Annotated in this window: 2 protein-coding genes; both read left to right on the top strand. The window is 51.5% G+C overall.

The window, feature by feature from the left end:
• Positions 1–10 precede the first annotated feature (10 nt).
• Positions 11–21,595 carry a two-partner secretion domain-containing protein gene (locus MKS89_RS20310; RefSeq protein ID WP_252518344.1) on the top strand — a complete coding sequence of 7,195 codons (21,585 nt, stop codon included), beginning with the start codon at positions 11–13 and terminating at the stop codon, positions 21,593–21,595.
• Positions 21,580–22,089, top strand: a complete 510-nt coding sequence (locus MKS89_RS20305; protein WP_021021564.1) for a hypothetical protein — start codon at positions 21,580–21,582, stop codon at positions 22,087–22,089. The genes MKS89_RS20310 and MKS89_RS20305 overlap by 16 nt, the downstream gene beginning before the upstream one ends.

Genomic DNA, 22,089 nt, shown 5'->3' with positions numbered 1-22,089 from the left:
GTCAAAAAACATGATAAAACCCGTCACTTTCTGGCAGCGCTCGCTGGTCTACTTTATCTGCTGGACATTCAATATTCAGCCGTTGTTGGCCAATGTGATTGTGGACAATAGTCAGCACAATACCTCGGTGAATCATACTGGTAATGGGGTTGAAGTGGTGAATATCGCCACGCCCAATGCCAACGGTTTATCACACAACCAGTACCAGCAGTTTAATGTGGATCCGTCGGGTTTGATTCTTAACAACTCAACCCAACAAGTGGCGCAGTCACAGCTGGGTGGTTATCTGCAAAATAACCCCAATCTGCATGGTCAGGCCGCAACGGTAATCCTTAACGAAGTCACGGGGGCGAGCCGCAGTCAGTTACAGGGCTATACCGAAGTGTTCGGTCAGAGTGCCAATGTCATTTTAACCAACCCGTACGGGATCACCTGTAATGGTTGTGGTTTTATCAATACGCCTCGGGTGACCTTATCGACCGGTAACCCGTTGATCGACAATGGTAATGTCACCGGGTTTGATGTGTCTCAGGGTAGTGTCAGCATTGAAGGGCTCGGGCTTGATGCCACCCATCAAAGCTATTTTGACATTATCAGCCGCACGGCAGAGCTCAATGCAGAAATCCATGCCAATGACCTGAGTGTCGTTACCGGGAAGAACCGGGTCAGTTATCAGAGTAATCAAGTCACGGCCACCACACCTGAAGATAAAGACACTGCGCCTGAGTTAGCTATCGATTCTTCCAATCTGGGAGGTATGTATGCCGGGCGGATTGCACTGGTAGCAACCGATGCCGGAGTCGGGGTGAATGTCGGCAACCTGTCGGCAAGTCAGGGCGAGATCCAGATTAGCGCAGACGGACAGATTACGCTTGGCAAATCCAGTGCCCACACCGACCTGACAGTCAGCAGTCAGTCTGATGTGACATTGAAAGGGAGTCAGTATGCCGGGCAGACGGTTACAGTCGCAGGACAGACCGTGCATGCCGAGAGTGACACATTAGCCGCCGGTCAAAGCATCTCGGTGACTGCCGCCGATGCGGTGACACTCAATCAGAGTTTGGTTGAAGCCGGTGTTGATGCTGACGGTAACCGGCTGACGGGCGGCATGGTTGATGTGCAGAGTAATGATTTGAACATCAACGCGAGCAACCTGATCGCCAATCAGCAACTGACAACGGCGGTGCGTCATGCCACCGTAGACCAAGACAGCCTGATGTATGGTCAGGATATGACGCTGAATCAGCTTCGCAAACTCGATAACCGCGGTACGGTTGCTGCCACGCATCAACTGAGCGTGAAGGGAACAGACGCGAGTCTGGTCGGTGATGGTCATATGACGGCCTCCGCTATCACAATGGATAGTGATCGTCTGGCATTGGATACGCATCTCACCGCCCAAACGCTGGCGGTGCAGGCCGATCAGGCGCTGACCACTGGTGAGCACAGTGAGGTGAGTGCAGCAGAGCAACTGACTGTGACGGCGGGCACGCTTAACCAGCAAGGCAAGTTGACGACGGGCGGTGACATGAACATCGATGCGACGGATGCGACCTTAAAAGGTCACGTTGCAGCGCAAAATCTACACGTGAAGGCCCAACGGCTGACACAGGAAAGTGGCACGTTACAGGCAGGACAGGCACTGGATATCACTGGTGGGTCAGTCACCTTGTCAGGGGACAGTGCTGCGAATACGAGTGTCGGGATTCATGCTGATCAATTGACCCTGAACGGCACACTCCAGTCAGGCGGTGATACCGGCCTGACCGTTGTTAACGACATGCAGACCCGTGAGCAAAGTCAGTTGGTCACGCAAGGCTCATTACAGGCGACGGTCGGGACGTTGACTCAGCGTGGCAAGATGCAGTCCGGTCAGGATGTTACGTTAACGGGACACACGCTCAATAACGAGGGGCATGTATCGTCTGTCGGCAATACTCATTTGACGGCACAAACTCAGCTCACCAACCGTGGCACGTTGACATCCGGTCAGCAGCTCGTTATTGATGGCGGAGCGGTGACCAACAGCGGTGAGCTGTCGGCGCAGCAGGACACAAACGTGACTGTGGCCGGTCAACTGGATAATCAGGCCAACGGTCTGATTTCCGGACAGGTGACCACCGTACAGGCAGGTTCGGTGAATAATGCCGGGCAGTTACAGGCGCTGACCGATTTAGGGATGACCGCGGATGCACTCAGTAATAGCGGGACACTCGCGGCACGTCATGATGCAACGCTGAACGTTACCAATCATTTAACCAATCGCGGCATAGTTTCGGCAGCACATGATGTCCGTTTACTCACGGACAACTTGACCAATAGCGGCCACGTTGTTGCCAGCGATAACCTGCTGATTGCTAAAGATATCAATCAAACCCGCAATACCACGTTCGACAATACCGACGGTAGCCTCAATGCTGAGTCAGGCAATCTCACCATTGCAACCCATGGGGATCTCCAAGTCAGCGCCGGTCAACATCTCTTTGCCGGTAAAAATCTCACGGTCACTGCGGCAACACTAAACAATCGCGGGGAAATTACCGCTCAAGACAATACCCGTCTGATACTCGACGGTGTCACAACCGCACATGCCGGACTGACGAACCAAACGGATGCACTGATTTCCGGTCAGACCACCAGCATTGACACCCAATCTGTGAACAATTACGGGCAACTTCAGGCGCTGGGGAATTTAGGGTTGAGCGTCTCATCGCTGGAAAACAGCGGGACGTTAACCGCGCTGAACACCACGTTGAGCGTCAACGATCAGCTATCCAATACAGGAATGATATCGGCTGTTCGTGATACCAGCCTGCTGGCGAGTCAGGTGGATAATCAGGGCACCGTCTATGCCGGTGAGCATCTGTTGGTCGCTGCCGATCAACAGCAAAACCGTAGTGACAGCCTGAACAATGCGGGTCGGTTTGAAGCTCGCAATGGTGATATTGACATCGCCGCAGACACCGTCATCCAACAAGACAGCGGTCATATCATTGCGGGGCATGATCTCCGGCTGGACGGCAATCAACTGGATAATGGCGGAGAGCTGGCTGCGACCCATCGAACCGACCTCACGCTGGATCAACATGTGTTGAACCGGGACACAGGTTTGATTTCCGGTCAGGCAACGACCCTCAATGCTCACACTGTGGACAATCAGGGACAGTTGCAGTCTTTAAGTGATTTGGGGTTAACGGCTGAATCGTTCGAGAACAGTGGTGTCTTGGCTGCATTCGATCATGTCACGCTGCATATCACGCACGACCTGACTAATCGCAATGCGATTCTTGCCGGCAACCATATTGTATTGAATGCAGGGCGTATTGATAACCAAGGGCGAGTTTCGGCAGGCGATCAGGCGATTATGACAGCGAAGCAATCGGCAACCGGATTCGATGCCGATTTGACCGTGACAGCCGATACGTTGACCAACAGCGGTCAATTGCTGGCACAAGGCAACAATCAACTGACGATCAACGCAGATTTGACCAATCAAACCGGTGGTTTGATTTCCGGTCAGGCTACGATCGTGAAAGCCCAGTCGGTGACGAATGCCGGTCAGTTTCAGTCTTTGAGTGACCTCGGTTTAACAGCGGATGCACTAGATAACAGCGGCACACTGGCTGCCCTCAGTGATATGACGCTGAATGTGGCAGATCGGCTCAGCAACAGTGGCACCGTATCAGCGGATCACGATGCCAGTCTGTTGACCGATAACCTGAGCAATCATGGCCGCGTGTTTGCCGGCAATGACCTGCTGATCGCCAAAGATAGCGATCAAACCCGTAATCGCACCTTCGATAATACGGATGGTCGTCTCGATGCCAAAGGTGGTCATCTCACCATTGCGACACATGGTGATGTGATGGTCAGCGCCGGGCAGCATTGGGTTGCCGGGCAGGATCTGACCGTACATGCCAACAGTCTGACTAACGACGGAAAGGTGTCTGCGCAAAACAATACGGCACTGACGCTGGATAATGCTTTGACCAACCATGGTTTAGTCTCCGGTCAGAAGACGACGCTCGCAGCGCAGTCAGTCACCAATACCGGGCAGATGCAGTCGCTGACCGATTTCGGTTTGACGACGGATGCACTGAATAACAGCGGGACACTCGTCGCATTCAATGATGTCGATCTGACGGTCACAGATAGGTTGCTGAACCTCGGGAGTGGGACTGTTCTTGCAGGGGAAAATGTTAAGCTGAGTGCAGCGCTGATTGATAACCGAGGGCGGGTGTCGGCAGGTGATGGAGCCATAATGACACCTGAACAGCAAACGGCTGAACAAACCGAGTCTGATCTGATTGTAACGGCCGATACCTTGACCAACAGCGGTGAGCTGTTTGCACAGGGCAATAATCAACTGACGCTCAACACGAATTTGACCAATCAGACCGAGGGTTTGATTTCCGGCCAGCTCACCACTGTGAAAGCTCTTTCGGTAATCAACCTCGGGCAGCTTCAGTCTTTGAGTGCTCTCGGTTTAACAGCGGATGCACTGGATAACAGCGGCACACTGGCTGCCCTTAGTGATATGACGCTGAATGTGGTAAACCGGCTCAGTAACAGCGGCACCGTATCAGCGAATCACAATGCCAGTCTGCTGACTGACAATCTGACCAACAATGGGCGTGTATTTGCTGGCAATAACCTGTTGATTGCCAAAGATAGCGATCAAACCCGCAATCGCACCTTCGACAATACCGATGGTAGCCTGATGGCGAAAGCCGGGCATCTCACCGTTGCGACGCATGGTGATGTGATGGTCAGTGCAGGAAAACGTTGGATGGCCGGACAGGACTTAATCTTACATGCCAATAGTCTGACCAATGATGGGGAAGTCTCCGCACAAGACGAAACCTCGCTGATACTGGATCATGCCTTGACCAACCACGGTTTGGTCTCCGGTCAGAGCACCACCGTGACGACTCAGTCTGTGACGAATACTAGTCAACTTCAGTCTTTGAGTGACCTCGGTTTAACAGCGGATGCACTGGATAACAGCGGGACACTCGTCGCATTCAATGATGTTGATCTGACGGTCACAGATAGGTTGCTAAATCGTGGGAGCGGGACTGTTCTTGCAGGGGAAAATATTAAGCTGAGTGCAGCGCAGATTGATAACCAAGGGCGGGTGTCGGCAGGTGATGGGGCCATAATGACACCTGAACAGCGAACGGCTGAACAAACAGAGTCTGATCTGATTGTAACGGCCGATACATTGACCAACAGCGGTGAGCTGTTGGCACAGGGTCATAATCAACTGACGATCAACACGGATTTGACCAATCAGACCGAGGGTTTGATTTCCGGTCAGGCCACCACGGTGAAAGCCCAGTCGGTGACGAATGCCGGTCAGCTTCAGTCTTTGAGTGCTCTCGGTTTAACGGCGGATGCGCTGGATAACAGCGGTACACTGGCCGCCCTTAGTGATATGACGCTGAATGTAGCAAATCAGCTTAGCAATAGCGGTGCGATATCAGCCAATCACAATGCCAGTTTGTTGACTGATAACCTGAGCAATCATGGCGGCGTGTTTGCCGGCGATAATCTGTTGGTTGCCAAAGATAGTAACCAAACCCGCAATAGCACCTTCGACAATACCGGCGGCAGCCTGACGGCGAAAGCCGGGCATCTGACCATTGCGACACATGGTGATGTCATGGTCAGCGCCGGACAGCATTGGATGGCCGGACAGGATGTGACCGTACATGCCAACAGTCTGACCAATGATGGGGAAGTCTCCGCACAAGATGAAACCTCGCTGACGCTGGATAATGCTTTGATTAACCACGGTTTAGTTTCCGGTCAGAATACAACGGTCAAATCTCAGTCGGTATCCAATACCGGCCAACTTCAGTCTCTGAGTGCTCTTGGTTTAACGGCGGATGCTCTGGATAACAGCGGCACACTGGCCGCCCTTAGTGATATGGCGCTGAATGTAGCAAATCAGCTCAGCAACAGCGGTGCGATATCAGCCAGTCACAATGCCAGTCTGTTGACTGATAACCTGAGCAATCATGGCGGCGTGTTTGCCGGCGATAATCTGCTGATTGCCAAAGATACCAATCAAACCCGCAATACCACCTTCGACAATACTGACGGTAGCCTGAATGCCAAAGCGGGACATCTTACGATTGCGACACATGGTGATGTGAGTGTCAGTACCGGGCAACATTGGGTTGCCGGACAGGATGTGACCGTACATGCCAACAGTCTGACTAATGACGGGGAAGTCTCTGCACAAGACAACACATCACTGGCGCTGGACAATGACCTGACCAACCACGGTTTAGTCTCTGGTCAGAGTACCATTGTGACGGCTCAGTCCGTGACGAATAGCGGTCAGCTTCAGTCTTTGAGTGATCTTGGTTTAACCGCAGATGCACTGGATAACAGCGGCACACTGGCTGCTCTCAATGACATAACTCTGAATGTGGTAAATCAGCTTAGCAACAGTGGTGCGATATCAGCCAACCACAATACCAGCCTGTTGACTGACAATCTGACCAATCATGGAACTGTGCTTGCCGGTCATGATCTGCTGATTGCCAAAGATACCAATCAAACCCGTAATACCACCTTCGACAATACCGACGGTAGCCTGACGGCGAAAGCCGGGCATCTCACCGTTGCAACACATGGTGATGTGATGGTCAGTGCCGGACAGCATTGGATGGCCGGACAGGATGTGACCGTACATGCCAACAGTCTGACCAATGACGGGGAAGTCTCCGCACAAGATGAGACCTCGCTGACACTGGATAATGCCTTGACCAACCACGGTTTAGTCTCCGGTCAGAGTACCTCTGTGACGGCTCAGTCTATGACCAATAGCGGGCAGCTTCAGTCCTTGAGTGATCTCGGTTTGACGACGGATGCACTGGATAACGGCGGGACACTCGTCGCATTCAATGATGCCGATCTGACGGTCACAGATAGGTTGTTGAACCTCGGGAGCGGGACTGTTCTTGCAGGGGAAAATATTAAGCTGAGTGCAGCGCAGATTGATAACCGAGGGCGGGTGTCGGCAGGTGATGGGGCCATTATGACACCTGAGCAGCGGGCCGATAGGCAGGCAGATGCTAACCTAGATGTAACGGCCGATACCTTGACCAACAGTGGTGAGCTGTTGGCACAGGGTCATAATCAACTGACGATCAACACGGATTTGACCAATCAAACCGGGGGTTTAATTTCCGGTCAGGCCACCACGGTGAAAGCCCAATCGGTGACGAATGCCGGTCAGCTTCAGTCTTTGAGTGCTCTCGGTTTAACGGCAGATGCACTGACAAACAGCGGCACACTGGCTGCTCTTAGTGATATGACGCTGAATGTGGCAAATCAGCTCAGCAACAGCGGTGCGATATCAGCCAATCATAATGTTAGTTTGTTGACTGATAACCTAAGCAATCATGGCGGCGTGTTTGCCGGCGATAATCTGCTGATTGCCAAAGATAGCGATCAAACCCGTAATCGCACCTTCGACAATACCGACGGTAGCCTGAATGCCAAAGCGGGACATCTTACGATTGCGACACATGGTGATGTCATGGTCAGTGCCGGACAGCATTGGATGGCCGGACAAGATGTGACCGTATATGCCAATAGTCTGACCAATGATGGGGAAGTCTCCGCACAAGATGAGACCTCGCTGACACTGGATAATGCCTTGACTAACCACGGTTTAGTCTCCGGTCAGAATACCACGGTCAAATCTCAGTCCGTCATCAATACCGGCCAACTTCAGTCCTTGAACGATCTCGGTTTAACGGCGGATGCACTGGATAACAGCGGCACACTGGCTGCTCTCAATGACATAACCCTGAATGTGGCAAACCGGCTCAGCAACAGCGGTGCGATATCAGCCAATCACGATGCTAGTTTGTTGACTGACAATCTGACCAACAAGGGGCGTGTATTTGCCGACAATAATCTGCTGATTGCCAAAGATATCAATCAAACCCGTAATACCACCTTCGACAATACCGACGGCAGCCTGACGGCGAAAGTCGGGCATCTTATCATTGCCACACAGGACACTCTCCAAGTCAGTCATGGTCAACATATTTCCGCCGGAACCGATCTGACAGTGACAGCGGCAGCATTGCATAATGACGGAGAAGTCTCTGCACAAGACAACACATCACTGGCGCTGGACAATGACCTGACTAACCACGGTTTAGTCTCTGGTCAGAGTACCACTGTGACGGCTCAGTCCGTGACGAATAGCGGTCAGCTTCAGTCCTTGAGTGATCTCGGTTTAACCGCAGATGCACTGGATAACAGCGGCACACTGGCTGCTCTCAATGACATAACCCTGAATGTAGCAAATCAGCTCAGCAACAGCGGTGTGGTATCAGCCAACCACAATGCCAGCCTGTTGACTGATAATCTGACCAATCATGGAACTGTGCTTGCCGGTCATGATCTGTTGATCGCCAAAGATAGCGATCAAACCCGCAATACCACCTTTGACAATACCGACGGCAGCCTGACGGCGAAAGCCGGGCATCTCACTGTTGCGACTCATGGTGATGTGATGGTCAGTGCCGGACAGCATTGGATGGCCGGACAGGATATGACCTTACATGCCAACAGTCTGACTAATGATGGGGAAGTCTCCGCACAAGATGAAACCTCGCTGACACTGGATAATGCCTTGACCAACCACGGTTTAGTCTCCGGTCAGAGTACCTCTGTGACGGCTCAGTCTATGACCAATAGCGGGCAGCTTCAGTCCTTGAGTGATCTCGGTTTGACGACGGATGCACTGAATAACAGCGGGACACTCGTCGCATTCAATAATATCGATCTGACGGTCACAGATAGGTTGCTGAATCTCGGGAGCGGGACTGTTCTTGCAGGGGAAAATATTAAGCTGAGTGCAGCGCAGATTGATAACCGAGGACGGCTGTCGGCTGGTGATGGGGCCATTATGACACCTGAACAGCGGGCCGATAGGCAGGCAGATGCTAACCTAGATGTAACGGCCGATACCTTGACCAACAGTGGTGAGCTGTTGGCACAGGGTCATAATCAACTGACGATCAACACGGATTTGACCAATCAGACCGGGGGTTTAATTTCCGGTCAGGCCACCACGGTGAAAGCCCAGTCGGTGACGAATGCCGGTCAACTTCAGTCTTTGAGTGCTCTCGGTTTAACAGCGGATGCACTGGATAACAGCGGCACACTGGCCGCCCTTAGTGATATGACGCTGAATGTGGCAAATCAGCTCAGCAACAGCGGTGCGATATCAACCAATCACAATGCCAGCTTGTTGACTGATAATCTGACCAACAAGGGGCGTGTGTTTGCTGGCAATAACCTGTTGGTTGCCAAAGATAGTAACCAAACTCGTAATACCACCTTCGACAATACCGACGGTAGCCTGACGGCGAAAGCCGGGCATCTTACGATTGCGACCCATGGTGATGTCATGGTCAGTGCCGGACAGCATTGGATGGCTGGGCAGGATGTGACCTTACAAGCCAATAGTCTGACCAATGATGGGGAAGTCTCCGCACAAGACAACACATTACTGGCGCTGGACAATGAACTGACTAACCACGGTTTAGTCTCCGGTCAGAGTACCACTGTGACGGCTCAGTCCGTGACGAATAGCGGACAGCTTCAGTCCTTGAGTGACCTTGGTTTAACCGCAGATGCACTGGATAACAGCGGTACACTGGCCGCGCTCAACGATATAACCCTGAATGTGGTAAATCAGCTCAGCAACAGTGGCACCGTATCAGCGGATCACGATGCCAGTCTGTTGACTGATAACCTGAGCAATCATGGTCGCGTATTTGCCGGCAATGATCTGCTGATTGCCAAATATACCAATCAAACCCGTAATACCACCTTCGACAATACCGACGGCAGCCTGACGGCGAAAGCAGGGCATCTTACCATTGCGACCCATGATGATGTGAGTGTCAGTACCGGGCAACATTGGGTTGCCGGGCAGAATTTAACCTTACAAGCCAACAGCCTGACCAATGACGGAGAAGTGTCTGCGCAAGTCAATACTTCGCTGACACTGAATAATGCCTTCACTAACCACGGTTTAGTCTCCGGTCAGAGTACCGCTGTGACGGCTCAGTCTGTGACCAATAGCGGTCAGCTTCAGTCCTTGAGTGATCTCGGTTTAACCGCAGATGCACTGGATAACAGCGGCACACTGGCCGCGCTCAATGACATAACCCTGAATGTAGCAAATCAGCTCAGCAACAGCGGTGTGATATCAGCCAACCACAATGCCAGTCTGTTGACCGATAACCTGAGCAATCATGGCCGCGTATTTGCCGCTCATGATCTGCTGATTGCCAGAGATACCAATCAAACCCGCAATACGACCTTCGACAATACCGACGGCAGCCTGATGGCGAAAGCCGGGCATCTCACCGTTGCGACACATGGTGATGTGAGTGTCAGTGCCGGACAGCATTGGGTGGCCGGACAGGACTTAACCGTACATGCCAACAGTCTGACCAATGACGGGGAAGTATCAGCCCAAGGGAATACGGCGCTGACACTGGATCATGCCTTGACCAACCACGGTTTAGTTTCCGGTCAGAGCACCACCGTGACGACTCAGTCTGTGACCAATAGCGGGCAGCTTCAGTCTTTGAGTGACCTCGGTTTAACCGCGTATGCACTGGATAACAGCGGCACACTCGTCGCATTCAATGATGTTGATCTGACGGTCACAGATAGGTTGTTGAACCTCGGGAGCGGGACTGTTCTTGCCGGGGAAAATATTAAGCTGAGTGCAGCGCAGATTGATAACCAAGGGCGGGTGTCGGCAGGTGATGGGGCCATTATGACACCTGAACAGCGAACGGCTGAACAAATAGAGTCTGATCTGATTGTAACGGCCGATACCTTGACCAACAGCGGTGAGCTGCTGGCACAGGGCAATAATCAACTGACGATCAACACGGATTTGACCAATCAAATCGGGGGTTTGATTTCCGGTCAGGCCACCACGGTGAAAGCCCAGTCGGTGACGAATGCCGGTCAACTTCAGTCTTTGAGTTCTCTCGGTTTAACAGCGGATGCACTGGATAACAGCGGCACACTGGCCGCCCTTAGTGATATGACGCTGAATGTGGCAAATCAGCTCAGCAACAGCGGTGCGATATCAACCAATCACAATGCCAGCTTGTTGACTGATAATCTGACCAACAAGGGGCGTGTGTTTGCTGGCAATAACCTGTTGGTTGCCAAAGATAGTAACCAAACTCGTAATACCACTTTCGACAATACCGACGGTAGCCTGACGGCGAAAGCCGGGCATCTCACCATTGCGACACATGGTGATGTCATGGTCAGTGCCGGACAGCATTGGATGGCCGGACAGGATGTGACCTTACAAGCCAATAGTCTGACCAATGATGGAGAAGTCTCCGCACAAGATGAAACCTCGCTGACACTGGATAATGCCTTGATTAACCACGGCTTAGTTTCCGGTCAGGCCACGGTGGTGAAAGCCCAGTCGGTGACCAATACCGGCCAGCTTCAGTCTTTAAGTAACCTCGGTTTAACGACAGATGCACTGACCAACAGCGGCACACTGGCTGCCCTCAGTGACATAACCCTGAATGTGGCAAACCGGCTCAGCAACAGTGGTGCGATATCAGCCAGTCATAATGCCAGTTTGTTGACTGACAATCTGACCAACAAGGGGCGTGTATTTGCTGACAATAATCTGCTGATTGCCAAAGATAGCAATCAAACCCGTAATACCATCTTCGACAATACCAACGGCAGCCTGACGGCGAAAGCCGGGCATCTCACCGTTGCGACGTATGATGATGTGAGTGTCAGTATCGGGCAACATTGGGTTGCCGGGCAGAATTTAACCTTACAAGCCAACAGTCTGACCAATGATGGGGAAGTGTCTGCGCAAGGCAATACTTCGCTGACACTGAATCATGTCTTGACCAACCACGGTTTGGTCTCCGGTCAGAAGGCGACAATTACATCGCAGTCGGTGACGAATACCGGTCAGCTTCAGTCTTTGAGTGACCTCGGTTTAACGGTCAATGCACTGACAAACAGCGGCACACTGGCTGCTCTCAATGACATAACCCTGAATGTGGCAAATCAGCTCAGCAACAGCGGCGTGATATCAGCCAACCACAATGCCAGTCTGTTGACCGATAACCTGAGCAATCATGGCCGCGTATTTGCCGGTCATGATCTGCTGATTGCCAGAGATAGCGACCAAACCCGCAATAGCACCTTCGACAATACCGACGGCAGCCTGACGGCGAAAGCTGGGTATCTCACTATTGCGACACATGATGATGTGAGTGTCAGTGCCGGACAGCATTGGGTGGCCGGACAGGATGTGACCTTACAAGCCAATAGTCTGACCAATGACGGGGAAGTGTCTGCGCAAAGTAATACGGCACTGGCGCTGGACAATAACCTGACCAACCACGGTTTGGTCTCCGGTCAGAGCACCACCGTGACGACTCAGTCTGTGACCAATAGCGGGCAGCTTCAGTCCTTGAGTGATCTCGGTTTGACGACGGATGCACTGGATAACAGCGGCACGCTGGCCGCGCTCAATGACATGACCCTGAATGTGGCAAACTGGCTCAGCAACAGCGGTGCGATATCAGCTAACCACAATGCCAGTCTGTTGACTGATAATCTGACTAACAAGGGGCGTGTATTTGCTGGCAATAACCTGTTGATTGCCAAAGATAGTAACCAAACTCGTAACACGACATTTGATAATACCGACGGCAGCCTCAATGCCAAAGCAGGGCATCTCACCGTTGCGACACATGCGAATGTGCTGGTCAGTGCCGGGCAGCATTGGATCGCCGGACAGGACTTGACCCTACAAGCCAACAGCCTGACGAATAACGGAGAAGTGTCTGCACAAGGGAATACGGCGCTGATACTGAATTATGCCCTGACCAACCACGGTTTAATCTCCGGTCAGAGCACTACTGTGGCGACACAGTTCGTCACTAATAACGGCCAACTTCAGGCACTCACGGATTTGGGACTGAACGCAGATACGTTGGCAAACACAGGGGCGCTGGTTGCCGGACGCAATGCAGTTTTCAATATCATTCACACACTGACCAGTCAGGGCAATATTTCGGCCGGCAATAATGCCAGCTTGCTGGCCGATCAGGTGAATAACCAGAATAAAGTTTATGCCGGAAATAGTGTGCTGATCGCCAAAGACAGCGCGCAAACCCGAAGCAGCTCACTGATCAACAGTGGCCAGATTGATGCCAAATACGGCAATATTTCGATTGCGACGCAGGGCGATTTCACCGTTGGTGCCGGTCAGCATATTTCTGCCGGAAAAGATCTGACTCTTGTGGCAGCCGCGCTGACCAATGATGGTGAACTATCTTCACAGGGTACAACTAATATCGGCGTTGACGGAACACTCACCAATTATACCGCCGGGATTATTTCCGGTCAGAACACTGTGCTGCGTGCCGGAACAACCACCAATCAGGGGCAGTTGCAAGGACTCAATGATTTGCATCTGACCACCGGAACTTTGACTAACACCGGTTCATTGGTTGCCCTGAATGATATGACGGTTCATGCAACGGGTCATATCGATAACCACAGTTTGTTCTATGCCGGGCGAAACGGAAACCTGTTCTCTGATACCTTGACCAACTACAGCGATATTGTGGTGGGTAATGATCTGCTCATTGCCAGAGATAGCAATAAAACCCGCAGCCGTAACCTGACGAATAGTTCAGGAAGCATTGAATCACTGGGCGGGAATATCGGTATTTACGCAGATAGTGTGCTGAATAAGCGGACGGTGTTGGATGTTACTAGCCAGACTCAGGATTTGAGGGGGAGCATCCCTGGAGGAGGAAGCTCATCTTTTACAAGAAGAATAAATTACTTGTGGGACCATTTGTGGTTTAAAGCAACTCTTGAATCTGAACCATACTCACCTGTAATTAGTGTATGGATTGTTTCACCTGCGGACGGTGTTAAATTAGTTATCAGAGCATTTGGTAGTGGAAAAACTATATCTTTTAAAGCGTATCAGGAAGGATTGGTTTTAAAAGATTCAAGCCAAGCATCAATTATTAAAGCTACTAATGGTCTAATTATTAATGCGAATGATGTTCAAAATTTATCCAGCTCTTTGTTGGGAAGAAATATATCTATATTTTCCCAATCCTTAAGTAATGTAGGTTACAAATTCAATACAACAGAAGTATATTTTGATTATGCTCTCCCTGATGATGAGACTCCAAAGACAACATATTGTCATCTGAGTAATAGATGTAAGAGTGGTTTCACTTTTCACTATAATCTGGTTAACACCCGTAAAGTTGAAGCAGGTACCACAAGTATTTTGCTGTCCACGATTACTGCCACGAACACCCTGAATTTAAAAGTCCAAAACCGCACCAATAATTCAGTGATTGGGATTAATGCTGCAGGCACGCAGCCGACGAAATCAGCGTATACAACCCGTGCCACGCAAGGGCCGTCAGGGACACAAGCCGACGTACAGACCATGCAACATACCCCGAACTCAGGTCAGGGGGTGGCGTCAACGCAAGCTATATCAGATTCCGCACAGTCACTTCAAACCGCACAAGGTGCAGGAACGGCTCAGAGTGTCCAGGTGACTCCGGGGTCATCAGATACATCCGGCACCACACCATCATTCCAAACTGCACAAGGTTCAGGAACAGTTCAGGGCATACAGGTGACTCAGGGGCCGTCAGATGCATCCGGCACCACTCCATCACTCCAAACCGCACAAGGCGCAGGAACGGCTCAGAGCGTACCGGTGACTCAGGGGTCATCAGATACATCAGGCACCACACCATCATTTCAAACCGCACAAGGTTCAGGAACAGTTCAGGGCATACAGGTGACTCAGGGGCCGTCAGATGCATCCGGCACCACTCCATCACTCCAAACCGCACAAGGCGCAGGAGCGGCTCAGAGCGTACCGGTGACTCAGGGGCCGTCAGATACATCAGGCACCATACCATCACTGCAAACCGCACAAGGTGCAGGAACAGCTCAGGGCATACAGGTGACTCAGGGGCCGTCAGATACATCAGGCACCACTCCATCACTGCAAACCGCACAAGGTGCGGGAACTGCTCAGAGTGTCCAGGTGACTCAGGGGCCGTCAGATACATCAGGCACCATGCCATCACTCCAAACCGCTCAAGGCACAGGAACCGCTCATAGTATACAGGTGACTCAGGGGCCGTCAGATACATCGGGCACCGTTCAATCACAGTCAGCAACAACACACAGTATGCAACTGACGCCGCTGGCCGATGATTCGGGGACGGCACTTCAGTCAGGACAGGCTCAATCGGATTCCGGTCTGGCAGCACAATCCACACCGAATATGGCATCGATGACCCGTCCTGTGCCTCAAGGCGGTAAATCAGCGACAACAGTGACGCTCAGTAATAGCAGTGCTGTCACCGCACCGACGTTGAACTTACCCAATCAGAACAGTATTCCATTTCCCGACTATCGGCTGCCGACCAGCCCGCATGGTTTATTTGTCTTTTCTGACGGGCCACAGAGTGATTATCTGATCGCAACCAACCCTGCGGTCACCAATCTGAATAATTTCCTCGGCTCGGACTATTTCAAAGACCAGTTAAATTACGATCCGGAGCAGAAAGAGAAGTTTCTCGGCGATGCCTATTACGACACCAGAACGATCACGCAGGAAATTTTTGAGCAGACCGGCAAACGATATCTGAGTGATGATATTGGCAGCGATCTGGCGCAGATGAAGCAGTTGATTGACTCGGCAGCACAGCAAAAAAATAGCTTAAACCTGAAAAATGGCGTCGCGTTGACCGATGAGCAAATTGCCCGTTTGAGCCACGATATTATCTGGTATGAGCCGATTGAAGTGAATGGTCAGATGGTGATGGCACCGAAACTGTACCTCTCTTCAGCCTCGCAAAACAATATTTCGAACGGTGCATTACTGGCCGGACGTAACATTGATATCGGCACGGGGGACTTCGCCAACAGTGGGTCAGTCAATGCCCGTGAAGATTTGAAGATTGCCAGCCGCGGAGGCATCAGTAATACCCGCGGTACACTCAGCGCCAATGATGATCTGGCGTTGATCGCCACCGGCGATATTGTCAACCAAAGTGGGGTGATTGACGGCGGTCGTGTTCAGCTCCAAACGACTTCCGGCAGCGTGGTCAACGAGACGCTCGCCAATAAAACGGATTATGGCAATGGGTTTGTTAACACAGACATTGGCCCGGAAAGTTTGATTCAATCCCGAACCACGTTAGGCGTTTCTGCTGGTCAAGACATCGTCAGCCAAGGGGCAGCTATTCGGGCGGGTGAAGGTACCGTTCTGCTCGCCGGTGGGAATGTCACTTTTGGTGCGATTGCGCGTGAAACACAAAAATCATTTCTGGATGGGGGCACTCGCCGGGTTATTCAAGATATTGTCCATTTAGGCTCAACGGTGAGCTCAGGCGGGGATTTAACGATTCAGGCTGGCAACAACCTTCATGCCACGAATGCAGATCTTTCGGCACAGGGTAATCTGATATTGACCGCAGGTCATGATATTACGTTGGATACCGCAGTCGATACTGCCTATCGTTACAGTGATGGTGGTGGTCATACGCATAAACTGAGAACCACCACCAACCAAGGCAGCAACCTCTCGGGCAATGATGTATTGCTGCAATCCGGCAATGACACCACGCTGGTCAGTTCCGGTATTCAGGCATCCGGTAATGTTGCCCTGAATGCCAAAGGCGATGTCAATATTCTGGCCGCCAATGACAGCCGCTATGAATACAGCAAATCAACCCACAAAAAATCGTTCGGCCGTTCGAAAACCACTATTCATGAAAGCCTCAATGAGACCGTCCGCGGTAGCTCGATTGCCGCCGGTGGTGATATCACTATCAAGGCACAAAAATATACCAAAGCCAAGCTGGCCGGTGGCGACAGTGATATTCAGGTGGTCGGCTCGAACCTCAATGCCGGGGATACTATCAACCTCAGTGCCGACGGCGATGTGATTTTGGCTGCGCAGCAGTACCGTGAATACGAATACAACCAGACCATCAAAAAAGGCTTCGGCGGCCTGAGTGGCAGTAACCGCGGTAATCTGGACGATGCGACGCTGCTCGAAGGTGCCAACACCATCGCGGCCAGCCATATCAATATCAACTCCGGTAACGATATCGGGGTGATCGCCAGTACCGTCAGTGCCGGTGGTGATGTCAACATGCAGGCGCTGGATGAAGTGCTGGTGACCGCAGATAACATTCTGCGCCAAACCCAGCAGTGGGATGAAAAGAGCAGCTTCCTCAGTGGCGGGCATCTGATGGAGATGTCCTCAGACCGCGAAGGGATGCAAAGCAGTACCGCTCAGGGCAGCCAGATCGCCTCACACGGCAACGTTAACATTCAGGGCGGCAGTGTCGCACTGGTCGGCTCCGATGTGGTGGCTGGTGAAAACACTGTGCTCAAAGCCGATACCGGTGATCTGGATATTCGTTCGGCACAAAATAGTATTCGCCAGACCTCACAGCATAAGAAAATCAGTGTGGATATACCGATTTTTGAGATGCTGAGTCACCCCGAATCGGCACTGCAAATTACCGATGGTCAAATCCGGCTGCAAATTGGTAAAGCGACCTATGATCAGGTGGATAACCAGACAACAGCCACGACGCAGACGGGCTCGAATGTTCTTGCCAACAATGATGTATCACTCGGTGCAGCCAACGACCTGACGGTGACGGGCAGCCGGATCGCGGCAGACCAAGATGGCAGTGGTGCCGGTGATTTGAGTCTGGCAGCAGACAATATCCTGATACAGGAAGCCAAAGAGACCGAGCAGACCCAGAGTAAAGAAATTCACGGTAAAGCTGGAGCCAGTCTCGTGGTTCAGCATCAGTCTGTTGAAGTGGCGAAGGCGGTCAAAGGCGTTCAGGAAGCAACTAAAGCCCTGAAACAGGCGAAACAGGATTATCAACAGTACAAGAAACAACTGGCGTCACTGCAAGGCACGCTGGCGACGCTGCAAGCAGACTATGCAGCGAAAAAACCGGGCGTTACTTTTGAGGATATTGAAGAGCTTCAGGATTTAGTCTCTGACCTTAAAGGCGATGAAGCATGGTACGCCACCGGTGTCGCGCTGGCTGCGGAGAACCTGACCTCAAAGATCACACTCTGGTACAAACAGGGTGATGCTGCGATAAAAAGCATGGCTTCCGGTGCGTTTGGTTTTGACGCCGGGCTGCATCTGGATATTGATGCCAACAAACAAAACAGCCAGTCCCTTCAGGTGACGTCGGTCGGCTCTCAATTGTCGGGGCAGAATGTCACGATTGAGGCGGGTCACCAAGCCGGACAATCAGCGACGGTACAGGGCTCTGTGGTACAGGCTGAAGACACACTGGCTGTCAGTGGCAATCAGGTGAATCTGCTGGCGTCAGATGAGCAAAACAGCAACTCAAATGGCAGCGAGTCGGCGCATGTCGGTGCTTCTGTCACGCTATTCGGGGCGAACAGCGGGATTAACCTTGATGCCAGCTATAGCCGCAATGAGACTGTATCTAACAGTCAGACCCACACCAACAGTGTGCTGAGTGCCGATCATATCCAAATTACCTCGGACGGTAATACCGATGTGAACGGTGCCAGCGTTGCGGCCAATGAGCAACTGGATATATCGGTGGGCGGTGACCTGAATGTGGCGTCGGTACAGAACCGCTATAGCAGCACCAATCACGGTGGATCTGTCAGCGGTGGGTTGAGTCTCTCCGGCGGGGATGTCGGTAAAGGTGGTGCTGTGAGCGGCTTTGATCATGCTGGGAGCTTACAGGGCGTGAATGGCGGCGTGAACCTCTCCAACGGGCGTTCACACAGCCGAGAGACCGTGCAAACCAGCATCACCGCCGGTGGTGATGCCAATATTAGCGTGGGTGGCAATACCGATATCAAGGGCGCGACGATTGCGACGGTGAATGAAGACGGCAGCGACGCAGGAAAGCTCCATCTGAAAACAGGTACGCTGAGCTATACCGACCTGAGCAATACCCGTTATACCAGTAGCCTCAATGCCGGGGTGAGCATGAGTGTCGGTATCGGCAAGGATAAGACCGGTTCGACTCAAATAGACGCGTCCCGTAATTCATCGAGATATCAGTACACCAATCAAAGCGGTTATCACAAGAGCAAAACGCTGGCGACGGTCGGACAGGGCGTGCTGCGTATCGAGGACACACACAACAGTGATGATACCGAGCGTCTGAACCGGGATATCACCAACACGACCAAAGACCTGTACTCAGTGGATCGTCAGCAGGGCAACGTTGATGTCACGGTTGACCATCGGTTGCTGAGTGAGACGGGTCAGAATGAGATTGCTGAGGATATTACGGATGTTAACGAGCGAGGGGAAGATGCGCTTCATGCTGCCGGAACAGTCCTGAGTAAAGAAGGTACTGGGCTGGGTAATCTTCTTGAGGTTTACGGGAACAACAAGAAACTGACTTCATTTAAAAATGAGCTGGAGCGGAATCCTAAATATCAGGATTTGGTTGAACGGCTCAACAGCAGCGATGGTGATACCTTTGCAGTAGCAGAGCAGGAAGCGCTCAATATCGCTCAGCAGGAGTTTGGTTTAAAACCGAATGAAGTCCATTTCTACAACAGTTCAGAAACGACGACAGCGTCGTTGCAGGACAATATCACCAGAGATGTTCAGGGAGCCACGGTTACTGATGGCGACCTGAAAGGGGAATCGGTTGTTGATGTCAGCGGTCAGGTAACGAAAGAGTCGATTAATACGACAATTGGTCAGGAGCTGGGACGGCAGAAAGATTTACAAACGGGGACGGCAGGGTCTGAGACGGAGCGGACTTCGATAAACGAAGCGATGGGTGAACAGTATGCCCGGCGTCTGGGACAACTGGACACCAGTGGCAGTTATTCGGACTACTCTGCGGATTTTGCCGACAGTCTGCAAAATAGTCATGCAGCCGCACAAGGGACTCAGTTTGCCAATCGGGTCAGTGATGCGCCGGTCATGTATCGTCAGTTACATCCGCAGGAGATGAAAGCGGTTGAGTCGCTGTCAGACCAACTGGCGCAGAAGACCGGGATGTCGAGTGACAAGGCTGAAAAACTTTTAGCACAAGTTGCCGCAGGCCGGGTGGATGAGAAATGGTCTGAAGTCTATAAACTGGATGATGCCAGTATTGCCGATGATGTTGCGGTGGCAAACGAGCTGTTGGATGGGTTTGCTGAAGCGCAGGGTAAAGAGCTGCTCAAAGATGATGATGTGGTGGCGAACTGGTTCAGCGAAGACCCTGAGTCGGATGTGTACAAGGATACCAGTCTGCTCAGTGAAAACCTGACCAGTGGGGTTGAGGTCAATCATCCGAGTGGTTATCCGCAGAGTGAAGCTGCCGGACCGGTGGCTCGCAACCCAGAATATCTGAACTTCTACAAGAAGAACCTTGAAGTTGCGGTGGCAGATACCTATCAGGGCAAGCTGACGGCAGAGCAGTTATCCGCGATGAAAGCGGGCGCGACCCAAAGCCTCGATGACATGGTTGATGCCGTGAAACAGTTACCGGAAGTTGCAGAGTTTGCGGCTTCACACCCGGTATTATTTGGCAAAGCGATGGCAAAAGCATATACGCAGATGCTGACGGATAACCAGCGGGATACGGGTGAGATGCTGGCCCTGCGGATGATGGGCAAAAATGAAGAAGCTCAGCAGGTGGGAGCGAAGCATGTTGGTGAGATGCTGACCAATATCGCGTTAGGTCTGGGCGGAGAAGCGGCCGCGACCAAAGCCCTTGAAGCGATTGGCAAGGTTACGAAGACAGTCAAGGGTGCGCTTCCGGTTGTTGATAATACGTCATTACCGAAATATACCGGAGGCAATGGGTCAGCGGTTGTTGAGGGTGAGTTTGCCGGGCAGTCAAGTGCGCAGGGGGTGATTGAGAAGACAGTTGGTGATAATCATGGTAGTTTGGCGAGTACGGGCTCTTCAGCCTCGGCGGAAGCTGGTGCGGGGACGGTGCTGGCTGAGGGTACGACGCAGGGTGGAAGTGTTGTTCCAAACACTGAGCGGTTGCTTTCTGGAACACCTGGACAAGTAACTGGCGGTAGTTCGACAAAGCTAGGGAAAAACCTCAATGAGGCTATGGGTCGGAATCGCTCTGATTCATGGGCGGGTTATCAGGCTCAACATCTAATTCCTTCGGAGTTAAAAAGTCATCCGATATTAAAGAAAGTGGGTATCGATTTAGATGATGCTTCTAATGGTTTGTTTTTACCGGCAACCAAAGCTAAACCGGAAGGCATAGTAAGTGGTCTTCCAAGGCATACTGGTAGCCATCCAAATTATACTGAGGCTGTGAGACAGAGCCTGAATAATATGGATCGAAACTTACCAGTAGAGCAGTTACAAAAACAGGTTTATGATTTACAAGTCAAACTGAGAAACGTCACTGAATCAGGAATGCCTGTTCGTAATGTAGACGGTGCAAAAACAGATGTGTGGTTGAAATGGATAAACAAATAGAAGTAGGCGAAAACTCTAATTTGGTAACTGAGATATTGGACTTTGTAGATAGAGGTGTGCTTCTCAAGCCCTCAGGTCAGATTGCTTCAGGAAGTGAAGCAATCTTGGATCTTGAGATGGCGAAGAAGTTTGCGTGGGAAGAGGTCTATGGCGAAGACGAATTTACTTGGGCGGATTTACGTTCTGAAAAAATGAGCGAGATTTGGGAGCTCATTTATGAAAATGAAGAAAAATATTCCGAAGTAGATAGTAAGTTATCAAGCATTTTGGATGAATTAAGTCGTGTGATTCAAAAGCAACTTGATCAATCACATAAAGAACTGCTAGATGATATTGTTTCAGATCTGAAAGGCTGTATGTTCAGTCGGGCAGTACAAGGTAAGAATAATGAGTTTTTCGAGAATATTTTAGCTATTTATTTAGAGGGCGGATGGCCATGTGGTTGGAAGGGCGATTGGCCTAATGGTGAGGCGCTTACCTATCGTAAAGCTTAA

The organism is Vibrio gazogenes (assembly GCF_023920225.1).
GTDB lineage: Bacteria > Pseudomonadota > Gammaproteobacteria > Enterobacterales > Vibrionaceae > Vibrio > Vibrio gazogenes.
The sequence above is the reverse complement of the archived record's forward strand: the minus strand, read 5'-3'. Positions and strand labels throughout refer to the sequence as shown.

Coding starts and splice junctions, on each gene's coding strand:
- MKS89_RS20310 (WP_252518344.1), top strand. CDS start 11: ATGATAAAACCCGTCACTTTCTGGCAGCGCTCGCTGGTCTACTTTATC.
- MKS89_RS20305 (WP_021021564.1), top strand. CDS start 21,580: ATGGATAAACAAATAGAAGTAGGCGAAAACTCTAATTTGGTAACTGAG.